Consider the following 22,732-nt stretch of genomic DNA (forward strand, 5'->3'; position numbering starts at 1 on the left):
GTCACGGCGTCACCGACAACTCCCAGAACCCCGCGTACCTGCCGCCGCTGCGCACCAGCTCCTCGTGCGTGCCCTCCTCCACGACGCGGCCGCCGTCGAGGAAGATCACCCGGTCGGCGCGGCGCACGGTGCGCATGCGGTGCGCGACCATCACCACGGTACGGCCCGCCATCAGCCGCTCGACGCCCTCGTGCACGGCGGCCTCGTTGACCGGGTCGAGCGCGGAGGTCACCTCGTCGAGCAGCACGATGGGGGCGTCCTTGAGCAGCGCCCGCGCGATCGAGACGCGCTGGCGCTCGCCTCCGGACAGCCGCGCCCCGCCCTCGCCGACCTTCGCCGCCCAGCCGCCCGGCAGGCGTTCGACGACCTCGTCCAGCCGGGCCGCGCGGGCCGCCGCCCGCACCTCGGCGTCGGTGGCGCCGGGGCGGCCGAGCCTGACGTTCTCCTCGATGGTGCCGTCGAAGAGGTAGACGTCCTGGAAGACGATGGCGATGCGCGACATCAGGTCTTCCGCGGCGACGTCGCGTACGTCCGCACCGCCGATGCGCACGGCGCCCGCGTCCACGTCGTAGAAGCGGGCCAGCAGGTGCAGCAGCGTGCTCTTGCCCGCGCCCGACGGCCCCACCACGGCCAGCCGTTCGCCCTCCGCCACGGACAGCGACACCCCGTCGAGGACGGTGCGGTCGCCGTGCCGGAAGGTGACGGCGTCGAGCCGCAGGTCGTGGCGGTCGGGCAGGACGGGCTTCGCCGGCTCGGGCAGCGGCTCGGTGTGCAGCACGGTGTCGAGCCGGTCCAGCTCGGCGCGGGCACCGCGCAGCTTGCCGCCGATCTCCGCCAGCGACAGCAGCGGGTCGGCGCAGCGGGCCGCGAGCACCAGGATCGCCAGCACCTCCGCGGCGCCGATGCCGCCGCCGAGCGCGAGGTACGCGCCCAGGGCCAGCAGCGCCGTGAACACCACCTGGACGGTGAGCGTCAGGCCCACGGCGGCGGGCAGCGTGGCGAGCAGGGTGGCGCGCGCGGCCCGCCGTACGTGCCGCAGCGCGTCGTCGAGCAGCGCGAACCGCTCCCCGCTCCGGCCGCCGGCCCGCAGCACCGGCTGGGCCTGAAGATACTCGATGACCCGGTCGGTGGACTCCTTGTCGCGTTCGTGCCGGTCAGCGTCGGCGGCGGCCGTCGCGCGGGCGGCGTACGCCTGGACCCCCGCGACGGCGGGCGCGGCGACCAGCGCGGCCAGGCCCATCCGCCAGTCGAAGACGGACATCACGGCCACGATCGTCAGCGGCGTCACGACCGCCGAGACGAACGGCGCCAGCAGGTGCGCGGCCACGCCCATCGCCTGGAGCAGGCCGCGTCCCGCCATGACGGACACCTCGCCGACCCGGCCGGTGTCGTACCAGCCGATGGGCAGCCTGGCCAGGTGGCCGCCGAGCCGGTGGTACATGCCGCGCAGCATCGTGGTGCCGACCCTCATGCCGGACAGGTCGGCGGCGTAGCGCAGCACGGCGTAACCGGCGACCGCCGCCCCGAACCCCGCCAGCCACGGCACGGCACTCTCCGGCGCGCCGCCGAGCAGCTCGCGCAGGACCGGGACGAGCAGCGCGTACGACAGGCCCTCGGCGACGGCGGCCACCGCCATCAGGGCCAGGGTGCGGCGCATCGGGCGGGCGTACTGGTCGCCGAGCACCCGCAGCAGCGTTTTGATCATCGTGCCTCCTCTCCTTGCCGCTCCCCGGCCTGCGCCGCGTCGTACGCGCCTGCCTGTGCCGGGTCGTGCGCGGGCCGGCGCTCCCCGGCCTGTCGCGGGTCGTGGGCGCGCCAGAACGCGGCGAACCTGCCGCCCCGCCGCAGCAGCTCGGCCGGGGCTCCCTGTTCGGTGATCACGCCGTCCTCCAGCAGGACGACGGTGTCGGCCCCGGCGATGGTCTCCTGACGGTGGGCGATGACGAGGATCGTCCGGTCGCCGCCGAGGCCGGCGAGGGCGCGGCGTACGGCCTGCTCGGTCTGCGGGTCGGCGAAGGAGGTGGCCTCGTCGAGCACCAGGACGGGCGTGTCGGCCAGCAGGGCGCGGGCGAGCGCGACGCGCTGGGCCTCGCCGCCCGACAGCCTGGCCTCCGCGCCGATGACCGTGTCGTAGCCGCGCGGCAGCTCCATGACGCGATCGTGGATGCCGGCCAGCCGGGCGGCCCGCACGATGGCGTCGCGATCGGCGTGCGGCACCGCGAGCGCGATGTTGTCGGCGACGGACGCGCGCAGCAGGCGTACGTCCTGGAAGACGAACGAGACCCGCCGGTAGAGCTCGTCGGCGGCGATGTCGCGCAGGTCGGCGCCGCCGAGCAGCACCGCGCCCTCCGCCGGATCGAAGAACCTCGGCAGCAGCCGGACCAGGGTGGACTTCCCGCTGCCCGACGGTCCGACCACGGCGGTCGTGGTGCCGGGCTCCAGCACCAGGTCCACGCCGCGCAGCACCTCGCGGTCCTCCTCGTAGCCGAAGCGCACGCCGCGCAGCTCCACCCGGTGGCCGCTCGGTGTCACCGGACGTTCCGGCTCCGGCAGCGGCCGTACGGACAGCACCTCCTTGACGCGGCCGAGCGCGCGGCCCGCGGCGGTCACGTCGTCGAACCCGTGGCCGAGCGCCGCCACCGGAGCGGTCAGCCCGAGCCCGAGCAGCAGGAACGGCAGCAGGTCCGCCGGCGCCAGACCGCCCGACGCGATGCGCACCGCACCGCCGATCAGCACGACCAGCAGCACGAACGGCGGCGCCAGCACCAGCCGCATCGCCGCCGCGATCGGCGACATGCCGCGCACCCAGCGCAGGAAGGTGCCGACGAAGTCGTCCACGGCGGTGATGAACGCCCGGTGCGCCCGCTGCGACCCGCCGAACGCCTTCACCACCGCGATCCCCTGCACGAACTCGACCACCGAGTCCGCGATGCGCCCCATGGCGGCCTCGAACTCGCGCTGCTCGCGGGCCCTGGCCGGCAGCATCAGCAGCGGCACCAGCATGAGGGCGAGCGCGACGGGGATCAGCGTGATGAGCGTGAGCCGCCAGTCGACGGTGAGCAGGTAGATCAGCGATGCCGCGGGCACCACGAACGCGGCGGTCAGCTCGCCGGGCGTGTGTGCGATCAGCGGGTGCATGGCGCTGACGTCGTCCCCGACCACCTTGGCCAGCTCGCCGGTGCGGCGTCGCGACAGCCAGCCCATCGGCGCCCGCCCGAGCCGCTCGGCGAGCCGCCTGCGCAGCGCGAGCTGCACGTCGGTGTCGACCAGGTGGCCGATGCCGGACGACGTCGCGGTGCACACCAGCCGGACGAGCAGCCCGGCCGCGCCCGCGATCACCACCGTACGGACGTGTCCGGCGTCGATCGGTCCCGGCGCGAGCAGCGTGCGGCCCAGCTCGACGACGGCCAGCAGCGGGGCGAGGCCGGCGAGGGCCCCGGCGATCTGGAGGATCACCACGGCGGCGAAGCCCGGGATGTGCGGGCGCAGGAGTCCGGCCGTGCCCGGGTCGGGCGCGGGGTCGCGGACGCGTTCGCGCCGCGCCGCCGCCGGTGCGGATTCGATGGCGGTCATCGCGCTCCCTTCATTTTTCGTACGCGTACGAATAAGGGTATGCGAGAAGGAGGTGGGGTGCGCGAGCCGATGTCCGGAATGGGGCTCGGGCGCAGGGAGGGCGCGATGGAAGGGCGCGATGGAAGGGCGCGGTGGAAGAGCTTGAGACGTGCCGCCCACCGGTGGGAACTCAGGACAGGGGCGGAAAGCGCATAAAAAGGCGCGGATCACAGGCGGCGGAAGGCGCGGCGGTAGGCTGCGGGCGCGATGCCGCGCCGGGCGGCGAAGTGGTGTCGCAGGGTGTCCGCGCCGCCGAACCCGGCCCGCGCCGCCACGGCGTCCACGCTCAGCTCGGTGGTCTCCAGCAGCTCTTCGGCGAGGCGCAGCCGCTGTTCGAGCAGCCAGCGGTGCGGCGTGGTGCCGGTCAGCGCCTTGAACCGGCGGGCGAACGTACGCGGCGACATGGCGGCGCGCGCGGCGAGCGCCTCCACGGTGAGCGGCCGGTCGAGGTGCCGGGTGATCCAGTCGAGCAGCTCCGACAGCTCGTACGGGGTGCGCGGCGGCGGCATGGGCGCCTCGACGTACTGGGCCTGCCCGCCGGCCCGATGTGCGGGCACCACGAGGCGTCTGGCCAGGGCGTTGGCCGTGGCGGCACCGTACTCCAGCCGGATGAGGTGCAGGCAGGCGTCGATCCCGGCGGCCGCTCCGGCGCTGCTGAGGACGGGGCCGTCGGAGACGTACAGGATGTCCGGCTCGACCCTGACACGGGGGTGGGCGCGCGCGAGCAGGCCGGCGAACTGCCAGTGGGTGGTGGCCCTGCGGCCGTCGAGCAGCCCGGCGGCGGCCGCGAGGAAGGCTCCGGTGCAGATGGTGAGCACGCGCGCGCCCCGTTCGGCCGCCGCGCGCAGGGCGGCGAGCAGCGGCTCGGGCACGGGCGCGTCGAGCGCGGGCCAGGCGGGCACGGTCACCAGGTCGGCGCGGGCGATGCGGTCGAGCCCGTGTTCGACCTGGACGGAGAAGCCGGAGGTGGTCGGCACGAGGCCGGGCGTGGGCGCGCAGACCGCGAAGTCGTACCCGGGCAGGTCGTCGTCGGAACGGTCGAGGCCGAACACCTGGCAGACGATCCCCAGCTCGAACGTGGCGGCCACGTCCCCGACGACGGCGACGACATCGCGGATCACGTCTGCGATTCTGGCAGGAAATTCCCGCATCTGGTCATTCCTGCCACTCCCCCGCCTCCGGTGCCGCCCGCGACGCTGGGGGCATGACCATCACCACGCACCCGCGCTTCCCGCTGCCCGGACAGGGCCGCCCGGCGGTCGCCGTGCCCGCTCCGGGCCCCGGGCCGCAGCGCTGGGCCGGCGCGCCGAGCGCCGCGCTCGACGACGACGGCACGTACGTACTCGCCTACCGGGTACGCGACGGCGAGGACCGCAACGTCGTGGCCCGCTCGGTGGACGGCGGGCGCTTCACCACGGTCGCGCTGCTGCCGCGCGACCGCTTCCGCGCGGCCATGGTGGAGCGTCCCGCCCTGGTCCGCACGCCGTCCGGGCGCTGGCGGCTGTACGTCAGCTGCGCCACGCCGGGGACCAAGCACTGGTGGATCGGCGTGCTCGAAGCCGCATCGCCGGAGGGCCTGGCGACGGCCCGGGTGCGTACGGTCTTCGCGGGCGATTCTCGTACCGGGGTCAAGGACCCGGTGATCCGTCACGACGGCCGCACCTGGCGGGCGTGGCTGTGCTGCCACCCGCTGGACGTGCCGGGGGCCGAGGACCGCATGAGCACCGCGTACGCGACCAGCGATGACGGGCTGACCTGGCGGTGGCACGGCACGGTCCTGACCGGCCGCCCCGGCGCCTGGGACGCCCGCGGAGCCGGGCTGACCGCCGTGCTGCCGGACGGCCGCGCGTCCTACGACGGCCGCGCCTCGGCCGCGGAGAACTGGCGGGAACGCGCGGGCATCGCCGTACCTGCTGGCGGCCCGCTGCCGGCTTCGATGGGCACAGAGCCCGTCAACGCCCCGGTGGGCGCGGACCCGGTCGCCTGCCCACTACCCACCCCGGAAGGCACGGATCGGGTCGCCGGCCCACTACCCACCCCGATAGGCGCGGATCCGGTCAGCGGCCCGCTACTCATCCCAGTGGGCGCGGAGCCCGTGGCGGACGTGCGCTACCTGGAGGTGCTGCCCCTGCCCGGAGGCGGCCACCGCCTGTTCTACGAGGCCCGCCGCCCGGACGGCTCCCACGAGCTGCGCACGGAACTAGTGCCGGGCTGACGCGCACGCCGCGCGTGCGTGAACACACCCGCCATCCCAGCCGACGCGACGGCCGCCCGGTCAGACGCGACGGGGTGGCTCCGGTGCCGAGGCGCACACCGCCCCGGCCGCCACGCGACGGCCGAGGCGCACGCCGCCCCGGCCGCCATACGACGGCCGGGGCGTTCACGCGGTGAGGAGCAGGCCGGACTATGGTGTCGTCTTGCAGTCCCGCGACACCACCGTGCCGTCCTCCTTACATATCGTGCAGACCTTCTTCGGATTGGTCGTGTCGGGCGCCGTATCGCATTCCCTGAGCTTCGGCTTGGTCTGTTTCTGCTCGCAGTACTGGCGTTTCCAGCCGCCGCGCTTCCCCTTGCAGTAGAAGCATCTGCGACCGGACTCGCCGGTCATCCACTTACACGGCGCCGCGCGCGACTCCGAGACACCGGTGGCGGTACGGAAGCAATCCGCCGTATCGGCGTTGACCTGGGATGACGCTGACGGGACGAGGGCGGCGGCCACCATGGCAGCGGTGGCGCATGCTGTTTTGAGCATGTGTCCCTCCCTTCCTCTCCGCCCATGGTGACGAACGCCGACGGGAAGCCGTCAAGTGGCCACCGGAAAATCTTTCTCGCCGCCACATCGGCCGCCCGGGATTGAAACATCCGGCGGCCTTGAAATTGCACAATCATGGCGTACGGACGCGCGTTTCTCCGCTAATTCATGAATGAAGTGGGTGTGACGGCGGCCAGGTGCTCGCGAATCAGCGGATGCACGAAATGGTAGATCCCGTCGCCTGCCGGGCAGAGAAGGCCCGCGTCGACGGCGGCGTCCAGGAAGGCCTGGCACGTCGTACACGCCCGCGTCCCGCGGCTTGGTCCGGACGTCGGTGCTCTCGCCCGACACCACGTGACCACTCGCCGTACCAAATGCACGGGCGACTCGCCGCAGAGTCAGGCCGAGCAGCCGGTCGGGGTCGGCCTCGCGGGCGGTCAGCAGGCCCTCCAGCCGTCGCCGGGCCTCGGAGGGCGCGGTCCCGAGCACGCGTACCGTCTCGAATCCATCCGGCTCCGCGTCCCGTCCGGTGAGCACGACGCCGCAAGGAGTGTTCCGCGCCCATGCCAGGAACTCGGAAGGTCGGGTGGATTCGAGTTCCTCGATGCCGTCCACGATGAGCACGAGCGCGCCCGCATGACCGCGGCGTGCGCGTTAGTGGCGGACAGCCCGTACTCGGCGCCCAGGGCGCGCGTGACCCACCGTTCGGACTGCGGCAGCCCGCTGACGAGGACTTTGCCTTCTGCTTGCCGCCGCCACCCGGCGTCAGGCCGGTCGCGGCGGCGCCGTGGCCGGCGGCTTCGAGTGAGTCGGTCTGCTCGATCGTGCCGGCGGTCTCCACGACCAGATGAGCCCGATGGCCTCGACTACCTTGCGTAAGTAGGTGCGCCCGTGAGCAGGGGTTCGCCGCCGTGCCGGATCAGGCGTACGGAGGTGAGCCCGTGTGCGGTGGCGTGTTCGGCGATGCGTTCCGCGGCGGCGGTGACGAGTTCCGGGGCCATGACTTTGGGCTGCGACCGCCAGCTTTGGTCCGCGAGAGTGGAGACGTAGCAGTAGTCACAGGCCAGATTGCAGCGGCTGTGCACTTTCAGGAGGAGTTGCCGGAAGGGGCGGGGGCGCCATCCGTTGTCCAGCAGTTTGGTCACGTCGAGAGTGTCGGGCCACTCTCGCGGCGGATCCTCCCCCAGGTAGGTCAACGTGGAAACTCCCCGCGCCGCCGGAAATATCCGAGTGAATCACGATGCTAGCCGAGTCATGCCCAATTGTGGAGAACCACGAAGGTGCCAGGCATGATCGGCCGTCGCTTTTCGGTCGGTCATTCGTTGAGCGGCGACCGGCCTTTTCACTGGAGGCGGCTTTCGCCGAGCGGGATGATACGGGGCCCAGTGGTCCTTTCTCCGGTGCCGCGACAGGGCCGCGGTGCGGGCGGCTGGTGCGGGGTCCGTGCGGGCCGTCCCGTCCGGAGGCCCGCAGACCCCACCACTCACACCGCGACCCTGTCGCTTCCGTACGAGGACCGATCGCGCATTAGCGCAGCTCGCTCGGCCACCACCAGCGGCCGTCGTTCCTCTCCGGCTCGTTCTCGACCTCTTCCTCTGGCGCTTCGACTTCCTCGCGCTCGACCTGCAGCGGCTGCACCCGCTCGTGGCGGTGGTGGCGCAGCTCGTGGCGGCGGTTCTTGTTGTGGTTGCGGTTGTGGATGATCACCCGGATCCGCGGCATGTGGAACCGCGGGTTGTGGAGAATGGGCTTCTCCTTGGGCACGTGGCGGACCTTGGTGACGTGGCGCACCGGCGCCGCCGGAGCGGGCGGGCCGCCGGCCTGAACGGTGTGGAAGCCCGCGCTGGCGGAGGCCACACCCTGGGCCAGCGGAAGGAAGATGACGCTGGAAGCGGCGGCGGCCACGGCCAGCATCGCGTACCGTCCGCGGCGGGACATGTTGGTATTCACTGCACTCGTTTCCTTGCCTGGATAAATTGGCCAGAATCCGGCACCCGCACTTTTGTCGGGACACCTAGACGCAAGCAGACGTACCCATGCAGATGTTCTCAGTTACCTCCTTAAACCCAAACAACCCGTCAAAACCCACAGATTGCATTCAATAACACGACGCCCACCGGCCCCCAGACGAGGTTTCTGGGGGCGAGGGCTACGAGCTTTCGGGTGGCGGCAGGGGCGGGGGTACGGGGAGCTGCGGGCTGCAGGACTGCGGGGCCACGACGAGGAGGCGGTGCCCGTAGGGGCGGCGTTCGCGCCAGTGGGCCGGCAGCGCGGGCACGCCGGGGTCCGAGTCATGGTGCGAGCCGGGCTCTGATGGCTTGTCGAGGTCTCGAGGCAGGTCGAAGTCGCGAGATAGGTCGAGGTCTCGGAGTGACCGGGATCGCGGGGTGGGCCGCAGTTGGGCCGACGGTGGCTTGAGGCCGCGCCCAAGGAGCAGGCCGGCCGTGGGCTGGGGTCCCGCTCAGGGAGCAGGCCAGCCGTGGGAGATCCGGCCGACCGTGAGCAGCCGTGGAAGGTAGGGCCGGCCGTGGGTAGTAGGGCGGGCCGTGGCTGTGAGGCGGGCTCAAGGGCGTGGCGCGGGCTGCGGTCCGAGGGCAAGCGCAGATTGTGGCGCGGGCTGTGGTCCGAGGGCAGGCGCAGGCGCAGGGTTGTGGCGCGGGCGGGGTCGAAAGCGGGCCCGGCTGCGGCACGAGACGCGCTCAGGGGGCGGGCCCAGGTAGCAGCGCGGGACGCGATCGGAAGTGGGCCCGGGCTGCGGCGCGGGACGCAATCAGGAGCAGGCCCAGGTTACGGTGCGCGACGCGGTCGAAAGCGGGCCCAGGTTGCTGGGGCAGGCAAGCCCGGGCAGTAGGGCCGCGCAGGCAGGGAGAAGCGGTGGTCCACCCCCAGGTGGAAGCGGTCAGGTGGCGTCGTGGTGGTGGCGGACGCGGCCGGGCTCCTCTCGGCGCTGGTGCGGTACGGCGATGTCCGCACCCCGCGGCCCCAGGTAGGGGTCTGTGGCGCGCAGGCCGGCCGTGGCGACGACGCGGCTGACGTCGCTGGGTGTGATGAGGCCGAGGAGGCGGCCGGTGGGGTCGAGGACGACGGCGCGCCCGTCCGTGCTGCGGCCCATGCGCTGGAGCAGGTCGGTGAGCTGCTCGTCGGGGCGTGCCTTGGGCACCTCGTGGGCCGGGCAGGCGATGTCGCTCAGCCGCGTGACGGCGCGTTCCTGGGGAAGGACCTGGCGGATGCGGTTGAGCGTGACGAGTCCGGTGAAGGTGCCGTGCCCGTCGACCAGCGGGTACGTGGACAGCCGGTGCCGCAGCACGACCCGGTCGATGAGGCCGGCCACGGTTTCGTCGGGGTGGGCGGTGATGGGGTTGCCGGACATCACGTCGGCCACGCGCAGCCCGTAGAGGGCGTGGCCGAGCTGGGTCTGCTGCTCCTCGGCGGTGGCGGCGTTCACCAGGAACAGGCCGATGAGGGCCAGCCAGAACCCCTGGAACCCGAGCCCGGCGAGCACCTGGATGAAGCCGAGGGCGATGAGCACGTACCCGAAGACCCGGCCGGCACGGGCGGCGGCGACGGCCGCCCGCGTACGGTCGCCCCAGCGCGCCCACAGCGCGGCCCGCAGCACGCGTCCGCCGTCGAGCGGCGCGGCGGGGATGAGGTTGAAGATGGCGAGCAGGACGTTGACGGCGGCGAGGTACCAGAAGACGCCGGCCAGCAGCGGCGTCCCCAGAGCGGCGTCGGCGAGCAGCGCGATGGCCCCGGAGACCACGCCGACCAGCAGGCTCGTGAGCGGCCCGACGACCGCGATCTTCAGGTCGGCGCCCGGCGTGCGCGGCTCGCCGCGCAGTTCGGCGACGCCGCCGAGCAGCCACAGGGTGATCTGCGCGACGTCGATGCCGTGGCGGCGCGCGGTGACCGCGTGCGCCAGTTCGTGGGCGAGCAGCGAGGCGAGGAACAGCACGGCCGCGACCAGCCCGGCCAGCAGGTAGACCGCCGGGGATCGCCCGGGGAAGACGGCCGGGAACCGCCCGAAGGCCAGCCCCACGACCAGGATGACGACGATGACCAGCACGCTGATGTTGAGCCCGACCCGGACCCCGGCGATGCGGCCAAGAGGAATCGAGGAGCGCATCTTTCCTCCCGCGGAATGGCTGTCGCCGTCCCTTACCCTCAGGGCAGGAAAGGTCACCTGCGCTCCGCGGGGGTGCGGCTACTGCTCGGGCGGGCCGGTCCTGGCCGTTGGCGGGGTGTCGCGGCCCTCGACGTCGGTGCCGGGCCCGTGACCGTCTCCGTGGCCGTCGCCGCTGGAGAGGCGGATCCTCTCGCCTCCGTACGCGCGGCTCATCTTGATCCTGAGCTTGCCGAGCGGCCCGCGCGCGACCTTGGGCGGCACGCCGTCGCCGTCCGGCCCCGACGGCAGCATCGGGACGGGCTTCTTGCCGAGGACGTGCGCCTCGATGTCCTCGGACGGCGGCGCGTGGACCTCGATGAACTCACCGTGCGGCAGCCGCTGGATGACCCCCGACTCGACGCCGTGCGAGACGACATTGGCGTCGGAGCGCTGCAGGCCGAGGCAGATCCGGTACGTGATCCAGTAGGCCAGCGCGGGCCCGATGAAGATGAGCGCGCGGCCGGCGTACGTCGTCCAGTTGAGGCTGACGTGGAAGTGGGTGGCGAACAGGTCGTTCGCGCCGAGCAGCCACAGGACCCCGTAGAACGTGATGGCGGAGATGCCGATCGCGGTGCGGTGCGGGTTGTTGCGGGGCCGGTCGGCGATGTGGTGCTCGCGCTTGTCGCCGGTGACCCACTGTTCCAGGAACGGGAAGAGCACGAGCCCCGTGATGATCAACCCGAGCGGCACGAGGGCCGGGATGAGCACGCTCAGCGGCAGTGTCCCTCCGGCGGTGCCGAAGAGGTTGATCTCCCATGGCGGCATGAGCCGCAGCGAGCCTTCCAGGAAGCCCATGTACCAGTCGGGCTGGGAACCGGCGGAGATGTCGGCCGGTGAGTACGGGCCGAAGAGCCAGATGGGGTTGATCTGTGCGAACGTCGCGAGCCCGCACAGCACCGCGAGCGTGAACAGCAGGAACGCGCCCGACTTGCCCATGAAGGCGGGGTACAGCGGCGAGCCGACCACGTTGCGCTCGGTACGTCCCTTGCCCGGCATCTGGGTGTGCTTCTGCACCCACATCAGTACGAGGTGAGCGGTGATGAGCGCGAGCAGGATGCCCGGGATGAGCAGGATGTGCAGGGCGTAGAAGCGCTCGATCACGGTCTCGCCGGGATACTCGCCGTCGAAGAGGAAGAACGACAGGTACGTACCGATCAGCGGAATCGACTGCAGCACGCCCTGCGTGATGCGCAGACCGGCGCCGGACAGCAGGTCGTCGGGCAGCGAGTAGCCGGTCAGGCCCTCGAACAGCGACAGCGTGAACAGGCCGATGCCGATGAGCCAGTTCAGCTCGCGCGGCTTGCGGTAGGCGCCGGTGAAGAACACCCGCAGCATGTGCACGACCAGGCTCGCCACGAACAGCAGGGCCGCCCAGTGGTGGATCTGCCGCACCAGCAGGCCGCCGCGCACCTCGAAGCTGATCTCCAGCGTGGACGCGTACGCCTCGGACATCTGCACGCCGAGCAGCGGCGCGTACGGGCCGTCGTAGATGACGTGACCCATGCTGGGACGGAACCAGAAGGTGAGGAACGTGCCGGTCAGCAGCAGGATGATGAACGTGTAGAGCGCGATCTCGCCCAGCAGGAACGACCAGTGGTCCGGGAAGATCTTGCGCATGTTGCGCTTGAGGAAGGCGGCACCGCCGAGACGGTCGTCCAGGAACGTGCTCGGCCCGCTGATGAACTTCGGCGGTGTCTCCATCGATGGCCTCCCCCATAGCCGCGGCCCCGGCACCGGCGGGACGATCTCCGCCCCCGCGATCGCCTGCCCCACGCTGGAACTCCGGGGCGACTGGTTAGGCGGCTGCCCCCGATCGGCCCCGGGAAAACACAAGCACCAGCAAGGACTTCTCCGAACGGGCATCGGCAGGGCTCCCGCAGGCGCCCTCGGGAGTGGGGGTGGAAGGCAGGCGTCGCGGGCGGTCCGCGAGTGGGCACGGACGGAAAGCGGGGCGGTTCGCGGACGAGCGCGCGGCGCTGGGCCGGGCGGTTCGCGGACGAGCGCGCGGCGCTGGCCGGGGCGGTTCGCGGCGGGCGCTGCGGCCGGTTTGCGGGTACGTGTGACGGGCAGCCGCGCACTCATGAAACGCACACGCACGTTCACCAGGCGCACGCGACACCACCGCGCCCGCGCCCCGAGACGGCGGGGGCTGCTACTGGCGGGCGCCGCCGCGGCGGGAGCGACGGCGGCGATGGCGGCACGCGCGCTGCGGTCCCGACGCCCCGAGACCGTCCCCTGGTACGCGGTCACGGTCGAGGCCGACCCCGCCGCGCTGACCGGCAGGGACCGGCCGGACCTGCTCGCGAGGCTGGCCGAGCGGCACGAGATCCGTATCAGCCGCGCGCCGGGCGGGCGGGGCACGGAGATCGCGGTCCGCACCGCCGACGGCGCGACCAGGGAGCAGGTACGCGCGCTCAAGCAGCTCCTGGAGACCGGCGAGGTGCTGCGGGTCGAGGGCCAGCCGGAGGGCCGGCGTACGGCGTTCGGCCGCACCGCCGCTCCCGTCATCCGCCACCTGACGCGAAGGGGACCCCGATGAACGGCGCGCTGCGCGGAGGGAGGGCGAGGCGATGAAGGCGCTGTGCTGGACGGGCGTGAACGAGCTGACGGTCGAGGACGTCCCCGAGCCGCACCTGCTCAACCGCCAGGACGCCCTGGTCAAGGTGACCGCCAGCTCGGTGTGCGGCTCCGACCTGCACCTGCTGGACGGCTACGTCCCGGCGATGCTGGCCGGCGACGTGCTGGGGCACGAGTTCGTCGGCGAGGTGGTCGAGGTCGGCCCGGACGTGAAGGAGCGGCGGGTGGGCGAGCGCGTCGCGGTGTGCTCGATCCTGGGCTGCGGCCGCTGCCGCTACTGCCGCGAGGGCCTGTGGTCGCTGTGCGACAACACCAACCCGAACCCGGGCGTTCAGGAGAAGCTGAACGGCCACTCCAGCGCCGGGATCTTCGGCTACTCCCACGCCATGGGCGGCTTCGCGGGCAGCCACGCCGAGTACGTGCGCGTCCCGTACGCCGACGTCAACGCCTTCCCGGTGCCGGAGAACGTGCCGGACTCGAACGCGGTCTTCGCCTCCGACGCGGTGCCGACCGGGTGGATGGGCGCGGATCTCGGCCAGGTGGGGCCGGGCGACGTGGTGGCGGTGTGGGGGTGCGGCGGCGTCGGGCAGATGGCGGCGCTGGCGTCCCTGCGGATGGGCGCCGAGCGGGTGATCGCGATCGACCGGTTCCCCGAACGGCTCGGCATGGCCGCCGCGATCGGCGCGGAGCCGCTGGACTACGAACGGGCCGACGTGCTGGACGCGCTCAAGGAGATGACCGGCGGGCGCGGCCCCGACGTCTGCATCGAGGCGGTCGGCATGGAGAGCCACGGCACCGGCCCGCAGTACGTCTACGACCGCGCCAAGCAGGCGGTGCGCCTGCAGAGCGACCGCGGCCTCGCGCTGCGGCAGGCCGTGCAGGCGTGCAGGAAGGGCGGCACGGTGTCGGTGCTCGGCGTGTACGTCGGGATGGTCGACAAGTTCCCGATGGGCGCGCTGATGAACAAGGGCCTGACGATGCGCGGCGCCCAGCAGCACGGCCACCGCTACATCCCGATGATCCTGGACCGGATGAGCCGGGGCGAGATCGACGCCTCCCACCTGCTCACGCATCCGATGCGCCTGGACGACGGACCGGAGGGCTACGAGCTGTTCAAGCGGAAGCTGGACGGCTGCGTCCGCGCGGTCTTCCGTCCGTGACCTGCACCGATATTTCACACAATCTCATGAACTCGGGCGCGGTGGCGGCCATCGGATACAGGCGTGGGATTCTTCGTCACCCAGCTGTTCCGTTTCGCCTGGGCGGAGGCGCGGGCGTGCACGTTCGCGGTCGCCATGTTCGCGGGCCTCGCCGTCTCGTCGGTCGTGCCGCTGCCGATCCCGCGCTACGACGCGCTGCTGCTGTACGCGGTCGCGGTGACCGTCCTGCTGCGCCTGACCCGCTGGGAGACCGGCGCGGAGACCGCCGTCATCGCCGCTTTCCACCTGGTGGGGCTGGCGTTCGAGCTGTTCAAGGTACGGATCGGCTCGTGGAGCTACCCCGAGGACGCCCACACCAAGATCGGTGGGGTGCCGCTGTACAGCGGCTTCCTGTACGCGGCCGTGGGCAGCTACGTCTGCTCCGCCTGGCGGATCTTCGAGCTGCGGCTGGTCGGCTACCGCACGGTGCCGACGACCCTGGTGGCTTCGGCCATCTACGTGAACTTCGTCAGCCAGCACTTCTCGATCGACCTGCGCATCCCGCTGGCCGCCGCACTGCTGCTCGTCACCTGGGGCACGGTCGTGCACTTCACCGTGGGCGGCCACCGCTACCAGATGCCGCTGGCGCTGTCGCTCGCGCTCATCGGGTTCTTCCTGTGGGTGGCGGAGAACATCGCGACCTTCCTGGGCGCCTGGCAGTACCCGCATCAGCAGGACGCCTGGCACCTGGTGCACCCGGCGAAGTTCGGGGCGTGGGCGCTGCTGGTCAGCGTCACGTTCGTGATGGTCGCCTCGTGGCAGGCGACCCGGGGGCGGCTGCACCTGCCCGCCGCGGCACGCGTGCGCGGATGGGCGACGCCGGTGCGCCGGGTACCCTCGTAAAGCGCGAGCCGTTTCGTCATCCCGTACGCGCAGCCGTCCCGTCCGCAGGCCCAACCGTCCGTACGCGAAACAGACCGACCGCGAAACCGTCCCCGTCATGAAGATCACTGCTTGCTCCATGACGCGAACCGTTCCGCGAACCCGCCGGCGGCCGCACACCCGCCGGCCCCGCGCCGTCCATCCGCGCGTCATATGCGTGCGGTATGTTGGGCGGGTTCTTCCGGATGCCACCGTCCGCGTGGCCCCAGGGCGAGGAGGTGAGGCTGCATGAGCAGTCAACCTCCTAGTCGCACTCACTGAGCAGCCGACATCCCCTTCTCCACCCGGCGCTGCCGCGTGCCCTCATGCCGTCGCGCGCGCCGGGTCGTCGCCCTTTGAGTACGTTCCGGAGGTCCACCGATGATGTCCGACTGGCGTTCACGCGTTCTGCGTCCCGTACGGCGTATCGCGGCTCCGGCCGTCAAGGCAGAGCCCGAGCGCAAGCCCGCGCCCGAGGAGTCGATGGATCCGCACGGCCGCCGCCCTGCCCGGCGCGACGGCGTGCGGGTGCTCGACGGCCAGGTGCTCGACGCCGCCCTCTACCGCGACGGCCGGCGTCTCGACAGCCCGTCGTCCCCCGCCGACGTGCGCGCCCGGCTGCGCGACGAGCCGGGCACGATGGCCTGGATCGGCCTCTACCAGCCCGACGAGGAGCATCTGGAGGTGCTCGGCAAGGAGTTCGGGCTGCACGAGCTGGCCATCGAGGACGCCGTCGTCGCCCATCAGCGCCCCAAGCTGGAGCGCTACGGCGACACCCTGTTCGTGGTGCTGCGCGCCGCCCGCTACGACGACGCCGCCGAGCAGGTGGAGTTCGGCGAGATCCACCTGTTCTGCGGCCCCGATTTCGTGCTGACCGTCCGCCACGGCAACGCGCCCCCGCTGCACGCGGTGCGCGAGCGCATGGAGGCCGACCCCGCGCTGCTGGCACGCGGCTCCGAGGCCGTCCTGTACGCCGTGCTCGACCACGTCGTGGACGGCTACGCCCCCGTCGTCGCCGGTCTGCAGAACGACATCGACGAGATCGAGACGCAGGTGTTCGGCGGCGACCCCGGCGTCTCGCGGCGCATCTACGAGCTGTCGCGCGAGGTGATCGAGTTCCAGCGGGCGACCAGGCCGCTGCTCGCCATCCTCGACGGCCTGACGGCGGGCTTCGACAAGTACGGCACCGAGGAGGAGCTGCAGCGCTACCTGCGCGACGTCGCCGACCACGCCACCACCGTGGCCGAGCGGGTGGACGGCTTCCGCCAGATGCTGGCCGACATCCTCACCGTCAACGCCACCCTCGTCACGCAGGCGCAGAACGAGGAGATCAAGCACATGACGGAGGCCAGCCTGGCACAGAACGAGGAGATCAAGAAGATCTCCTCGTGGGCCGCCATCCTCTTCGCGCCCACCCTCATCGGCACGGTCTACGGCATGAACTTCGAGCCGCCGAACATGCCCGAGCTGCGCTGGACCTACGGCTATCCGTTCGCGCTCGGCCTGATGGCGCTGACCTGCCTCAGCCTGTACGTGATCTTCAAGCGGCGCGGCTGGCTCTGACCCCCGCCGGACCCGCTCACACGCCCTGGCTCAGGGCGGCGATCACCGTGATGAGCGCGATCGGCCCCAGGATCGCGGTGTTCACGATGACCGCGCTCTGGCCGGGCAGCACGCGGGCGAGCGCGGTGGAGGCGACCTGCCGCACCTTGCCCGCGCCGGGCAGCGCGAACAGGCCGATCGTGAACGCCCCCGCCGCCAGCGACTCGGCGTGGCTCGCGTTCAGCCAGCCGGTCATGTGGAGGAGCGTGCCGGCGACGATGCCGAACGCCAGCGACAGCAGCAGGTGGCCGACCGTCACGAGCGCGGCCCTGGTGAGGTCTTCGCGCTCGTCGTCGAGGTAGTGGCCGGCGATCCGCAGCGCCACCGAGAGCCCCGCCGCGATCAGGCCGATGGTGACCGGCCTGAGCACGGTGATCGAGGCCAGCATGATGAGCACGAGCACGCCGGAGAAGTCGCTGCTCTTCAGGAATCTGCGCAGCTCGAACGGCTCGCGGGGCGGCGCGGGGCGCGGCGGCTCTGGCTTGTCCTCGTGAACGGTGGGGGCCGCGGTGGTCGCGGGGTGCGCCTGCTCGTGGACGCTCGTGGCGTAGGTGACGGGCGGCAGCAGGTCGGAGACGGCGTCCTGGCCGGCGGGCATGGTGAGCGTGCGGTCGTACGCCGGGGTGGCGGTGGGACGGCGGCCGTCGGGGTCGAGCGCGGCGGCCATGCGCGCGAGCTCCCGCGCGGTGGGCCTGGCGGCGGGGTCGACGTCGAGCGCGCGGGTGAGCCAGCCGCGCAGCCAGCCGGGCGCGTGCTCGGACTGCCAGCGGCCCTCCATGGTGTTGAAGCAGACCGACTCGAACGTGCCCGTGCCGAACGGCGGCAGCCCCGTGGCGGCGAAGAACACCGTCGAGGCGAGCGCGTGCACGTCGGCCGCCTGGGTGATCAGCGACTCGCGGATGATCTCGGGCGCGAGGTAGCCCGGCGTGCCGACGAACATCCCGGTCTGCGTCAGCCGGGCCGAGTCGACGAGCTGCGCGATGCCGAAGTCGATGACCAGCGGCTCGCCGTCGACCAGCATGACGTTGGACGGCTTGAGGTCACGGTGGATCACCCCGGCCGCGTGGATGTCCACCAGCGCCTGGCACAGGCCCTGGGCGAGCCTGACGACCTCATGGGGCTTCAGCGGACCGTCGCTCAGCACGGTGTCCTCGAGCGTGCGGCCGTCGGCGAAGCGCGTCACCACGTACGGGCGGCCGCCCGCGATCTGGGCGTCGATCACCTCGGCGACGTAGCGGCTGCGCACCCGGCGCATGGTCTCGACCTCGCGGATGAGCCGGTCGCGCGCCTTGAGGTCGGCGGCCACGTGGGGGTGCAGCACCTTGATCGCGACATGCAGGCCGGCGGGGTCGAGCCCGAGGTGGGCGACGCCCATGCCGCCCTCGCCGATCTTCCTGAGCACCCGGTAGGGGCCCAGCATGTCCTGCGCCTGCGTGCTGCTCGTTCCCGAGGTCATCCTCCGCCTTTCCCCGTCTGGGCGCGCCTGCTTTCTCACCCGCTCCAACGCTCCGGCGGGTGCTTGAGGTTTCCGCCATCGCTCCGGCGTCGCCGCGATGCCCATACCGTACGGGCTTTCCGGCGGCCGGGAGCCCGCGTACGTATTTCTTCCGGGTTATTGACGAAATTCCAGGGATATCGGCAGACTCTCCGGCATGTCGCGCGGCGGCCGCCCCCGCCCCCGCGACCGGGAGCTGGGCCGGGTCTGGATGCGGGACACGTACGTGAACTGCTTCATCGTGCGCGGCCGCCCGCTCTATGTCGCCACCGGCACCACGCGGGTGCCCGGCCTGCAGGCGGCCGGGCCCTGGAACGACGGCATCTTCGTGTGGACCGCGCCGTCCCTGCGCGGCCCGTGGCGGCTGGTGGACACCACCCGCATCAGGCCCGGCGCGGAGAAGGGCAAGGTGTGGTCGCCCGAGTTCGTGAACGAGAACCGCGAAGGGCGCACGGTGGTCGCGCCCTGGCAGGAGTACTGGAGCGACGAGCGGTTCGGCAAGCGGGGTCAGGTGTGGGCGCCCGAGGTGCACTGCTTCCGCGGTAAGTGGTACATCGTGGCGTGCATGGGCGACCACTCCCGCAAGGTCGGCTCGTTCCTGCTGGTCAGCGAGGGCGGGATCGAGGGGCCGTACCGGCTCGCGGAGGGCAACCTGGACAAGCCGTTCGGCGAGTCCTTCATCGGCGGGCCCGACTTCATCGAGCCGGGCGCGTACCACCACATCGACGGCAGCACCCGCCACGCCTACGACCCACCGGGCCCGGGCCGGACGCAGTACCAGTACGACGCGGTGGTGGCGGTCGCCGACCGGTTCGAAGGGCCCTACTCCAAGCGGTGGACGCTGGGCGTCGGCGCGGGGCACAACAACCTCTTCCGCGACCACGCCGGGCGGTTGTGGGCGACGTTCTTCCGCAACCCGAACGCCGGCTACTGGGCCGACCCCTCCCGCACCGGCGACGCGGCCGTGCCCGGGGTGGTGCGGCTGGAGTGGACGGGGCCGCGCGGCGACCGGCTCTACGTCCAGCGCCGCCGCGGCCACTGAGACCGCCGTCCAGCCTCTGCTCTACAGCCTGTAGAGTACGTGGAGATCTTCCAAGGAAAGGGGCGAAAGGTGCTGCGCTGGTTCCGTGTCGCGGCGGTGGCCGAGGCGTGCTCGTGGGCCGGGCTGCTGGTCGGGATGTTCTTCAAGCACGTGACCGAGACCAGCGAGCTCGGCGTCAAGATCTTCGGGCCGATCCACGGCGCGCTGTTCGTGCTCTACGGCCTCGGCGTGCTGCTCTCGGCGCGGGAGGCGGGCTGGGGCCGGGGCACGGTGGTGCTCGGGCTGGCGTGCGCGGTGCCGCCGTTCACCTCGATCTGGTTCGAACGCCGCATGGCCGCCCGCACCCCGCAGCCGGCCTGACGCCACCTCTGGGGTGTACCGCGCCCCGGCATGACCGCTGAGGCGCGGAACACCGACTCAGCCGCCGACCGCGACCTCAGCCACCGACCGCTACCTCAGCTGCCGACCGCGACCGGGCGCCCCCTGCGGCCGGTCTCCCGCCGTTGCTGCGCGCGTTCGACGTGCCGCTTCAGCCGCGCCAGGTCCTGCCGCAGCTTGTGGCCGGGGTCCGCGCCGAGGAGCTTGGCGATGGCGTGCCCGGCGGCGCCCACCACCGGGTTGTACGTGAACCGCACCTGCACGCGGGTCCTGCCCCGCCCCCTGTCCACCAGCCGCAGCGACCCGGTGTGCGCGATGAGCTGGCCTTCGGTGGACTTCCAGGCGATCTCCTTGCCTTCGTCGCGCTTGGTCTCAGTGGCGTCGAAGCGGATCGGCACACCGGCCGGGCCCTTGATCATCCAGTGCGAGAGCCCGCCGTCGGGCGAGCGGCGCACCTCGTACACGTCGGGCATGACCTCGGCGAACACCGAGTAGTCGCTCACCAGCTTCCAGATGGCCTCGGGCGGCGCGGTGATCTCGACCGCCTCCGCCACGTCCACCGCGCGCCTGCCGGCGTTGATGCCGGTGAGGCGGCGCAGCGGCAGGTTCGTCAGCGCGCGTGCGGCCACGGCGGCGCCGGCCGCGCGCACGATCCAGGCCAGCGGGCCGGGCAGGCGGCGGGAGGCGGTCAGCGCGTACGCGGCGGCCAGCCCGGCGCCGAACCTGGCGGTCGGGGACCAGCGCTGCTGCCGCAGTTCGGGAACGGGTTCGCGGGGCCGGCCCCGGCCCTGCAACGTCGGCACGCCGGACGGGTCGATGTGCGGGATCCAGCGGGCGTCGACCGCCTTCACACCCGGAATGCGCCGCACCGCCTTCCTGGCGTGCTCCTCCTCTTCGGCGAGCAGGTCGCCTTCCAGCGTCACCACGTGATCGTGCACGGAGACGCGCACGGCGTGCGGGTGGCTGACATGACGGCCCAGCTCGGCGCGTACCCGCTCCGACAGCACCCGGTCGTCGGCCGAGCGGCCCGCGATCCGGTAGCGCAGCTCGGCGCCCGCTCCCCGTCCGCGGTTGCCCAGGTCGCGGCTGAGCACGGCCGCGCCGTCGCGCATCTCGTGCGTGGCGTGCGCCGCCTTGTCCCGTACGCGCGCCCTGCGGGCCCGTCCCCTCGCGGGGTCCAGCAGGTACGCGGCCGCGGCCCCCGCGCAGGCTCCCACCCCGGCCGCCTTGAGCAGGCTGGGCAGGCGTGACGGCCCCGCGGTCTCGTCCCGAAAGGTGCTCATGACTCCCCCAGTTCGCACCGGCTTGATGCTGCTGAGGGCCGCTACCCGCCGACGACCTGGGCTAACGGACGGTAGCCGCAACACCGGTCATGGCGGCCGGGAATCGGCTCCGACGTGCGAACGTCGCAGCGCGGGGACACGCGCCGACACAGCGTGACGACGTATTCACGGATGTCTGTACGCGCCGTAAAGTGACAGGATGACTGTCGTGATCAGGCGGCCGGTCCGGCCCACGACGCCCGCCGGCGCCGTGATCGCTCAACCCACGAGGTTCCCGCGCGCGGGACGCGTTCCCATGCCCATGCAGCCGCACGGCTGACGCACGACAAGGACCCCTATGTCACAGATCAGTCCCCCGGCCCCGCGGAAACGGGGAGTGACGGCCAGCCCACCCTTAAGCGGGTGATGGGCCCCGGCCTGCTGCTGCTGTTCATCGTCGGCGACATCCTCGGCACCGGCATCTACGCCCTGACCGGCCAGGTGGCCGGGGAGGTGGGCGGCGCCGCGTGGCTGCCGTTCGCCGTCGCGTTCGTCGTCGCGCTGATCACGGCGTGCTCCTATCTGGAGCTGGTCACGAAATACCCGGAAGCGGCGGGCGCGGCGCTGTACGTCCATAAGGCGTTCGGCAAGCACCTGCTGACCTTCCTGGTGTGCTTCGCGATGATGTGCTCCGGCATCACCTCGGCCTCGGCGGCGTCGCGGGCCTTCGCCGCCAACCTCGCCACCGGGTTCGGCCTGGAGGTCGGCAACACCGTCATCCTGCTGATCGCGATGGCGTTCATGCTGCTCGTCCTGGCCGTCAACCTGCGCGGCGTGGGGGAGAGCGTCAAGCTCAACGTGGTGCTCACCGCGATCGAGCTGTCCGGCCTGCTGCTCGTGATCGTGCTCAGCCTGTACTTCATCACCGGCGGCGAGGCCGACTTCTCCCGGGTCGTGGCGTTCGAGACGCCCGAGGACAAGAGCGTGTTCCTCGCGGTCAGCGCGGCCACGTCGCTGGCCTTCTTCGCCATGGTCGGCTTCGAGGACTCCGTCAACATGGCGGAGGAGACCAAGGACCCGGTCAAGATCTTCCCGCGGATGATGTTCACCGGCATCGGCATCACCGGGCTCATCTACGTGCTGGTGTCCATCTGCGCGGTCGCCGTGGTGCCGGTCGGCGAGCTGGAGGCGAGTGAGACGCCGCTGGTGACAGTGGTGGAGACGGCGGCGCCCGGGGTGCCGATCGGCGAGCTGCTGCCGTTCATCTCGATGTTCGCCGTCGCCAACTCGGCGCTGATCAACATGCTGATGGCCAGCCGCCTGCTGTACGGCATGAGCAAGCAGGGCGTGCTGCCGCCGTTCCTGTCCAAGGTGCACCCGACACGGCGCACCCCGCACGTGTCGATCGTGTTCACCACCGTGATCGCGCTGCTGCTCATCGCCTACGTCTCGCTGGTGCCCGACAGCCCGGTCGTGGCGCTGCTCGGCGGCACCACCTCGCTGCTGCTGCTCGCGGTCTTCGCGCTGGTCAACGTCTCCGTCCTGGTGCTGCGCAGGGAGGACACGGGGGTCGAGCACTTCAGAGCGGGCAGCGTGCTGCCCGTCATCGGCACGATCACCTGCCTCTACCTCGTCCTGCCGTGGTCGTCCGGCCGTCCGGCGGGGCAGTACGAGATCGCGGGCGTGCTGCTGGCGATCGGCCTGATCCTCTGGGCGATCACCTGGTGGTCGCATAAGAGAGCCTCAGAACGGACATGAGTGGGCCGCCTTCGGAGCGGCCCATTCCCACC

18 protein-coding genes are annotated in these 22,732 nt (G+C 72.0%); 8 read left to right on the plus strand and 10 right to left on the minus strand.

Annotated features, from left to right (window positions below; genetic code table 11):
* Position 1: 1 nt before the first annotated feature.
* The 3 genes from WBK31_RS23785 to WBK31_RS23795 form a co-directional block, all read right to left on the minus strand.
* Positions 2–1,705 carry an ABC transporter ATP-binding protein gene (locus WBK31_RS23785; RefSeq protein ID WP_406673153.1) on the minus strand — a complete coding sequence of 568 codons (1,704 nt, stop codon included), beginning with the start codon at positions 1,703–1,705 and terminating at the stop codon, positions 2–4.
* A complete protein-coding gene (locus tag WBK31_RS23790; protein WP_406673154.1) occupies positions 1,702–3,573 on the minus strand; it encodes an ABC transporter ATP-binding protein in 1,872 nt (623 codons plus the stop codon). Before WBK31_RS23790 ends, WBK31_RS23785 begins: the two co-directional genes overlap by 4 nt.
* Positions 3,574–3,779: 206 nt before the next feature.
* The gene (locus tag WBK31_RS23795; RefSeq protein WP_406675522.1) at positions 3,780–4,730 is read right to left on the minus strand and encodes a helix-turn-helix domain-containing protein; all 951 of its coding nucleotides are present in this window, start codon (positions 4,728–4,730) and stop codon (positions 3,780–3,782) included.
* Between the two features lie 86 nt (positions 4,731–4,816).
* Between WBK31_RS23795 and WBK31_RS23800 the strand changes: the two genes are divergently transcribed.
* Positions 4,817–5,827, plus strand: coding sequence for a hypothetical protein (locus WBK31_RS23800; RefSeq protein WP_406673155.1), 1,011 nt, complete (start codon positions 4,817–4,819; stop codon positions 5,825–5,827).
* Positions 5,828–6,016: 189 nt separating this feature from the next.
* Here the strand turns inward: WBK31_RS23800 and WBK31_RS23805 are convergent, their stop codons facing one another.
* From WBK31_RS23805 to WBK31_RS23825, 5 genes are all read right to left on the minus strand, one after another.
* Entirely contained in the window at positions 6,017–6,364 is a 348-nt protein-coding gene (locus WBK31_RS23805; RefSeq protein WP_364055790.1) for a hypothetical protein, read from the minus strand.
* An 866-nt stretch (positions 6,365–7,230) separates the two neighbouring features.
* Positions 7,231–7,509 carry a hypothetical protein gene (locus tag WBK31_RS23810; protein WP_364055796.1) on the minus strand — a complete coding sequence of 93 codons (279 nt, stop codon included), beginning with the start codon at positions 7,507–7,509 and terminating at the stop codon, positions 7,231–7,233.
* Positions 7,510–7,891: 382 nt separating this feature from the next.
* Positions 7,892–8,302 (minus strand): hypothetical protein, encoded by a 411-nt coding sequence (locus tag WBK31_RS23815; RefSeq protein WP_364055799.1) that lies wholly within the window; start codon positions 8,300–8,302, stop codon positions 7,892–7,894.
* 961 nt (positions 8,303–9,263) lie between these two features.
* Positions 9,264–10,487 carry a site-2 protease family protein gene (locus tag WBK31_RS23820; RefSeq protein ID WP_406673156.1) on the minus strand — a complete coding sequence of 408 codons (1,224 nt, stop codon included), beginning with the start codon at positions 10,485–10,487 and terminating at the stop codon, positions 9,264–9,266.
* A 78-nt stretch (positions 10,488–10,565) separates the two neighbouring features.
* Positions 10,566–12,227 carry a ubiquinol-cytochrome c reductase cytochrome b subunit gene (locus WBK31_RS23825; RefSeq protein WP_364055805.1) on the minus strand — a complete coding sequence of 554 codons (1,662 nt, stop codon included), beginning with the start codon at positions 12,225–12,227 and terminating at the stop codon, positions 10,566–10,568.
* A 379-nt stretch (positions 12,228–12,606) separates the two neighbouring features.
* Between WBK31_RS23825 and WBK31_RS23830 the strand changes: the two genes are divergently transcribed.
* The 4 genes from WBK31_RS23830 to corA all read left to right on the plus strand — a co-directional run bounded on the left by WBK31_RS23830 (position 12,607) and on the right by corA (position 16,726).
* On the plus strand, positions 12,607–13,065 hold the full coding sequence (locus WBK31_RS23830) for a hypothetical protein (RefSeq protein ID WP_378787480.1): 459 nt from the start codon (positions 12,607–12,609) through the stop codon (positions 13,063–13,065).
* Positions 13,066–13,096: 31 nt separating this feature from the next.
* A complete protein-coding gene (locus WBK31_RS23835; RefSeq protein WP_364055811.1) occupies positions 13,097–14,263 on the plus strand; it encodes a zinc-dependent alcohol dehydrogenase in 1,167 nt (388 codons plus the stop codon).
* Between the two features lie 63 nt (positions 14,264–14,326).
* Complete coding sequence (locus tag WBK31_RS23840; protein ID WP_406673157.1) at positions 14,327–15,145, plus strand: DUF817 domain-containing protein; 819 nt, start codon at positions 14,327–14,329, stop codon at positions 15,143–15,145.
* A 402-nt stretch (positions 15,146–15,547) separates the two neighbouring features.
* A complete protein-coding gene (gene corA / locus WBK31_RS23845; RefSeq protein WP_378790209.1) occupies positions 15,548–16,726 on the plus strand; it encodes a magnesium/cobalt transporter CorA in 1,179 nt (392 codons plus the stop codon).
* A gap of 16 nt (positions 16,727–16,742) precedes the next feature.
* Here corA and WBK31_RS23850 read toward each other — a convergent pair whose 3' ends face one another.
* Positions 16,743–18,221: a serine/threonine-protein kinase gene (locus WBK31_RS23850; RefSeq protein WP_378787475.1), complete on the minus strand. Its 1,479-nt coding sequence runs from the start codon at positions 18,219–18,221 to the stop codon at positions 16,743–16,745.
* A gap of 196 nt (positions 18,222–18,417) precedes the next feature.
* Between WBK31_RS23850 and WBK31_RS23855 the strand changes: the two genes are divergently transcribed.
* Together WBK31_RS23855 and WBK31_RS23860 are read left to right on the plus strand one after the other, a co-directional pair.
* Complete coding sequence (locus tag WBK31_RS23855; protein WP_406673158.1) at positions 18,418–19,302, plus strand: hypothetical protein; 885 nt, start codon at positions 18,418–18,420, stop codon at positions 19,300–19,302.
* A gap of 69 nt (positions 19,303–19,371) precedes the next feature.
* Entirely contained in the window at positions 19,372–19,662 is a 291-nt protein-coding gene (locus tag WBK31_RS23860; RefSeq protein ID WP_364055825.1) for a DUF3817 domain-containing protein, read from the plus strand.
* A 95-nt stretch (positions 19,663–19,757) separates the two neighbouring features.
* Here WBK31_RS23860 and WBK31_RS23865 read toward each other — a convergent pair whose 3' ends face one another.
* Positions 19,758–20,963, minus strand: a complete 1,206-nt coding sequence (locus tag WBK31_RS23865) for an SRPBCC family protein (RefSeq protein WP_364055828.1) — start codon at positions 20,961–20,963, stop codon at positions 19,758–19,760.
* 405 nt (positions 20,964–21,368) lie between these two features.
* Between WBK31_RS23865 and WBK31_RS23870 the strand changes: the two genes are divergently transcribed.
* Positions 21,369–22,700: an APC family permease gene (locus tag WBK31_RS23870; RefSeq protein WP_406675523.1), complete on the plus strand. Its 1,332-nt coding sequence runs from the start codon at positions 21,369–21,371 to the stop codon at positions 22,698–22,700.
* The last annotated feature ends 32 nt before the right edge of the window (positions 22,701–22,732 follow it).

This window comes from Nonomuraea sp. N2-4H, from assembly GCF_045291505.1.
Lineage (GTDB): Bacteria > Actinomycetota > Actinomycetes > Streptosporangiales > Streptosporangiaceae > Nonomuraea > Nonomuraea fastidiosa.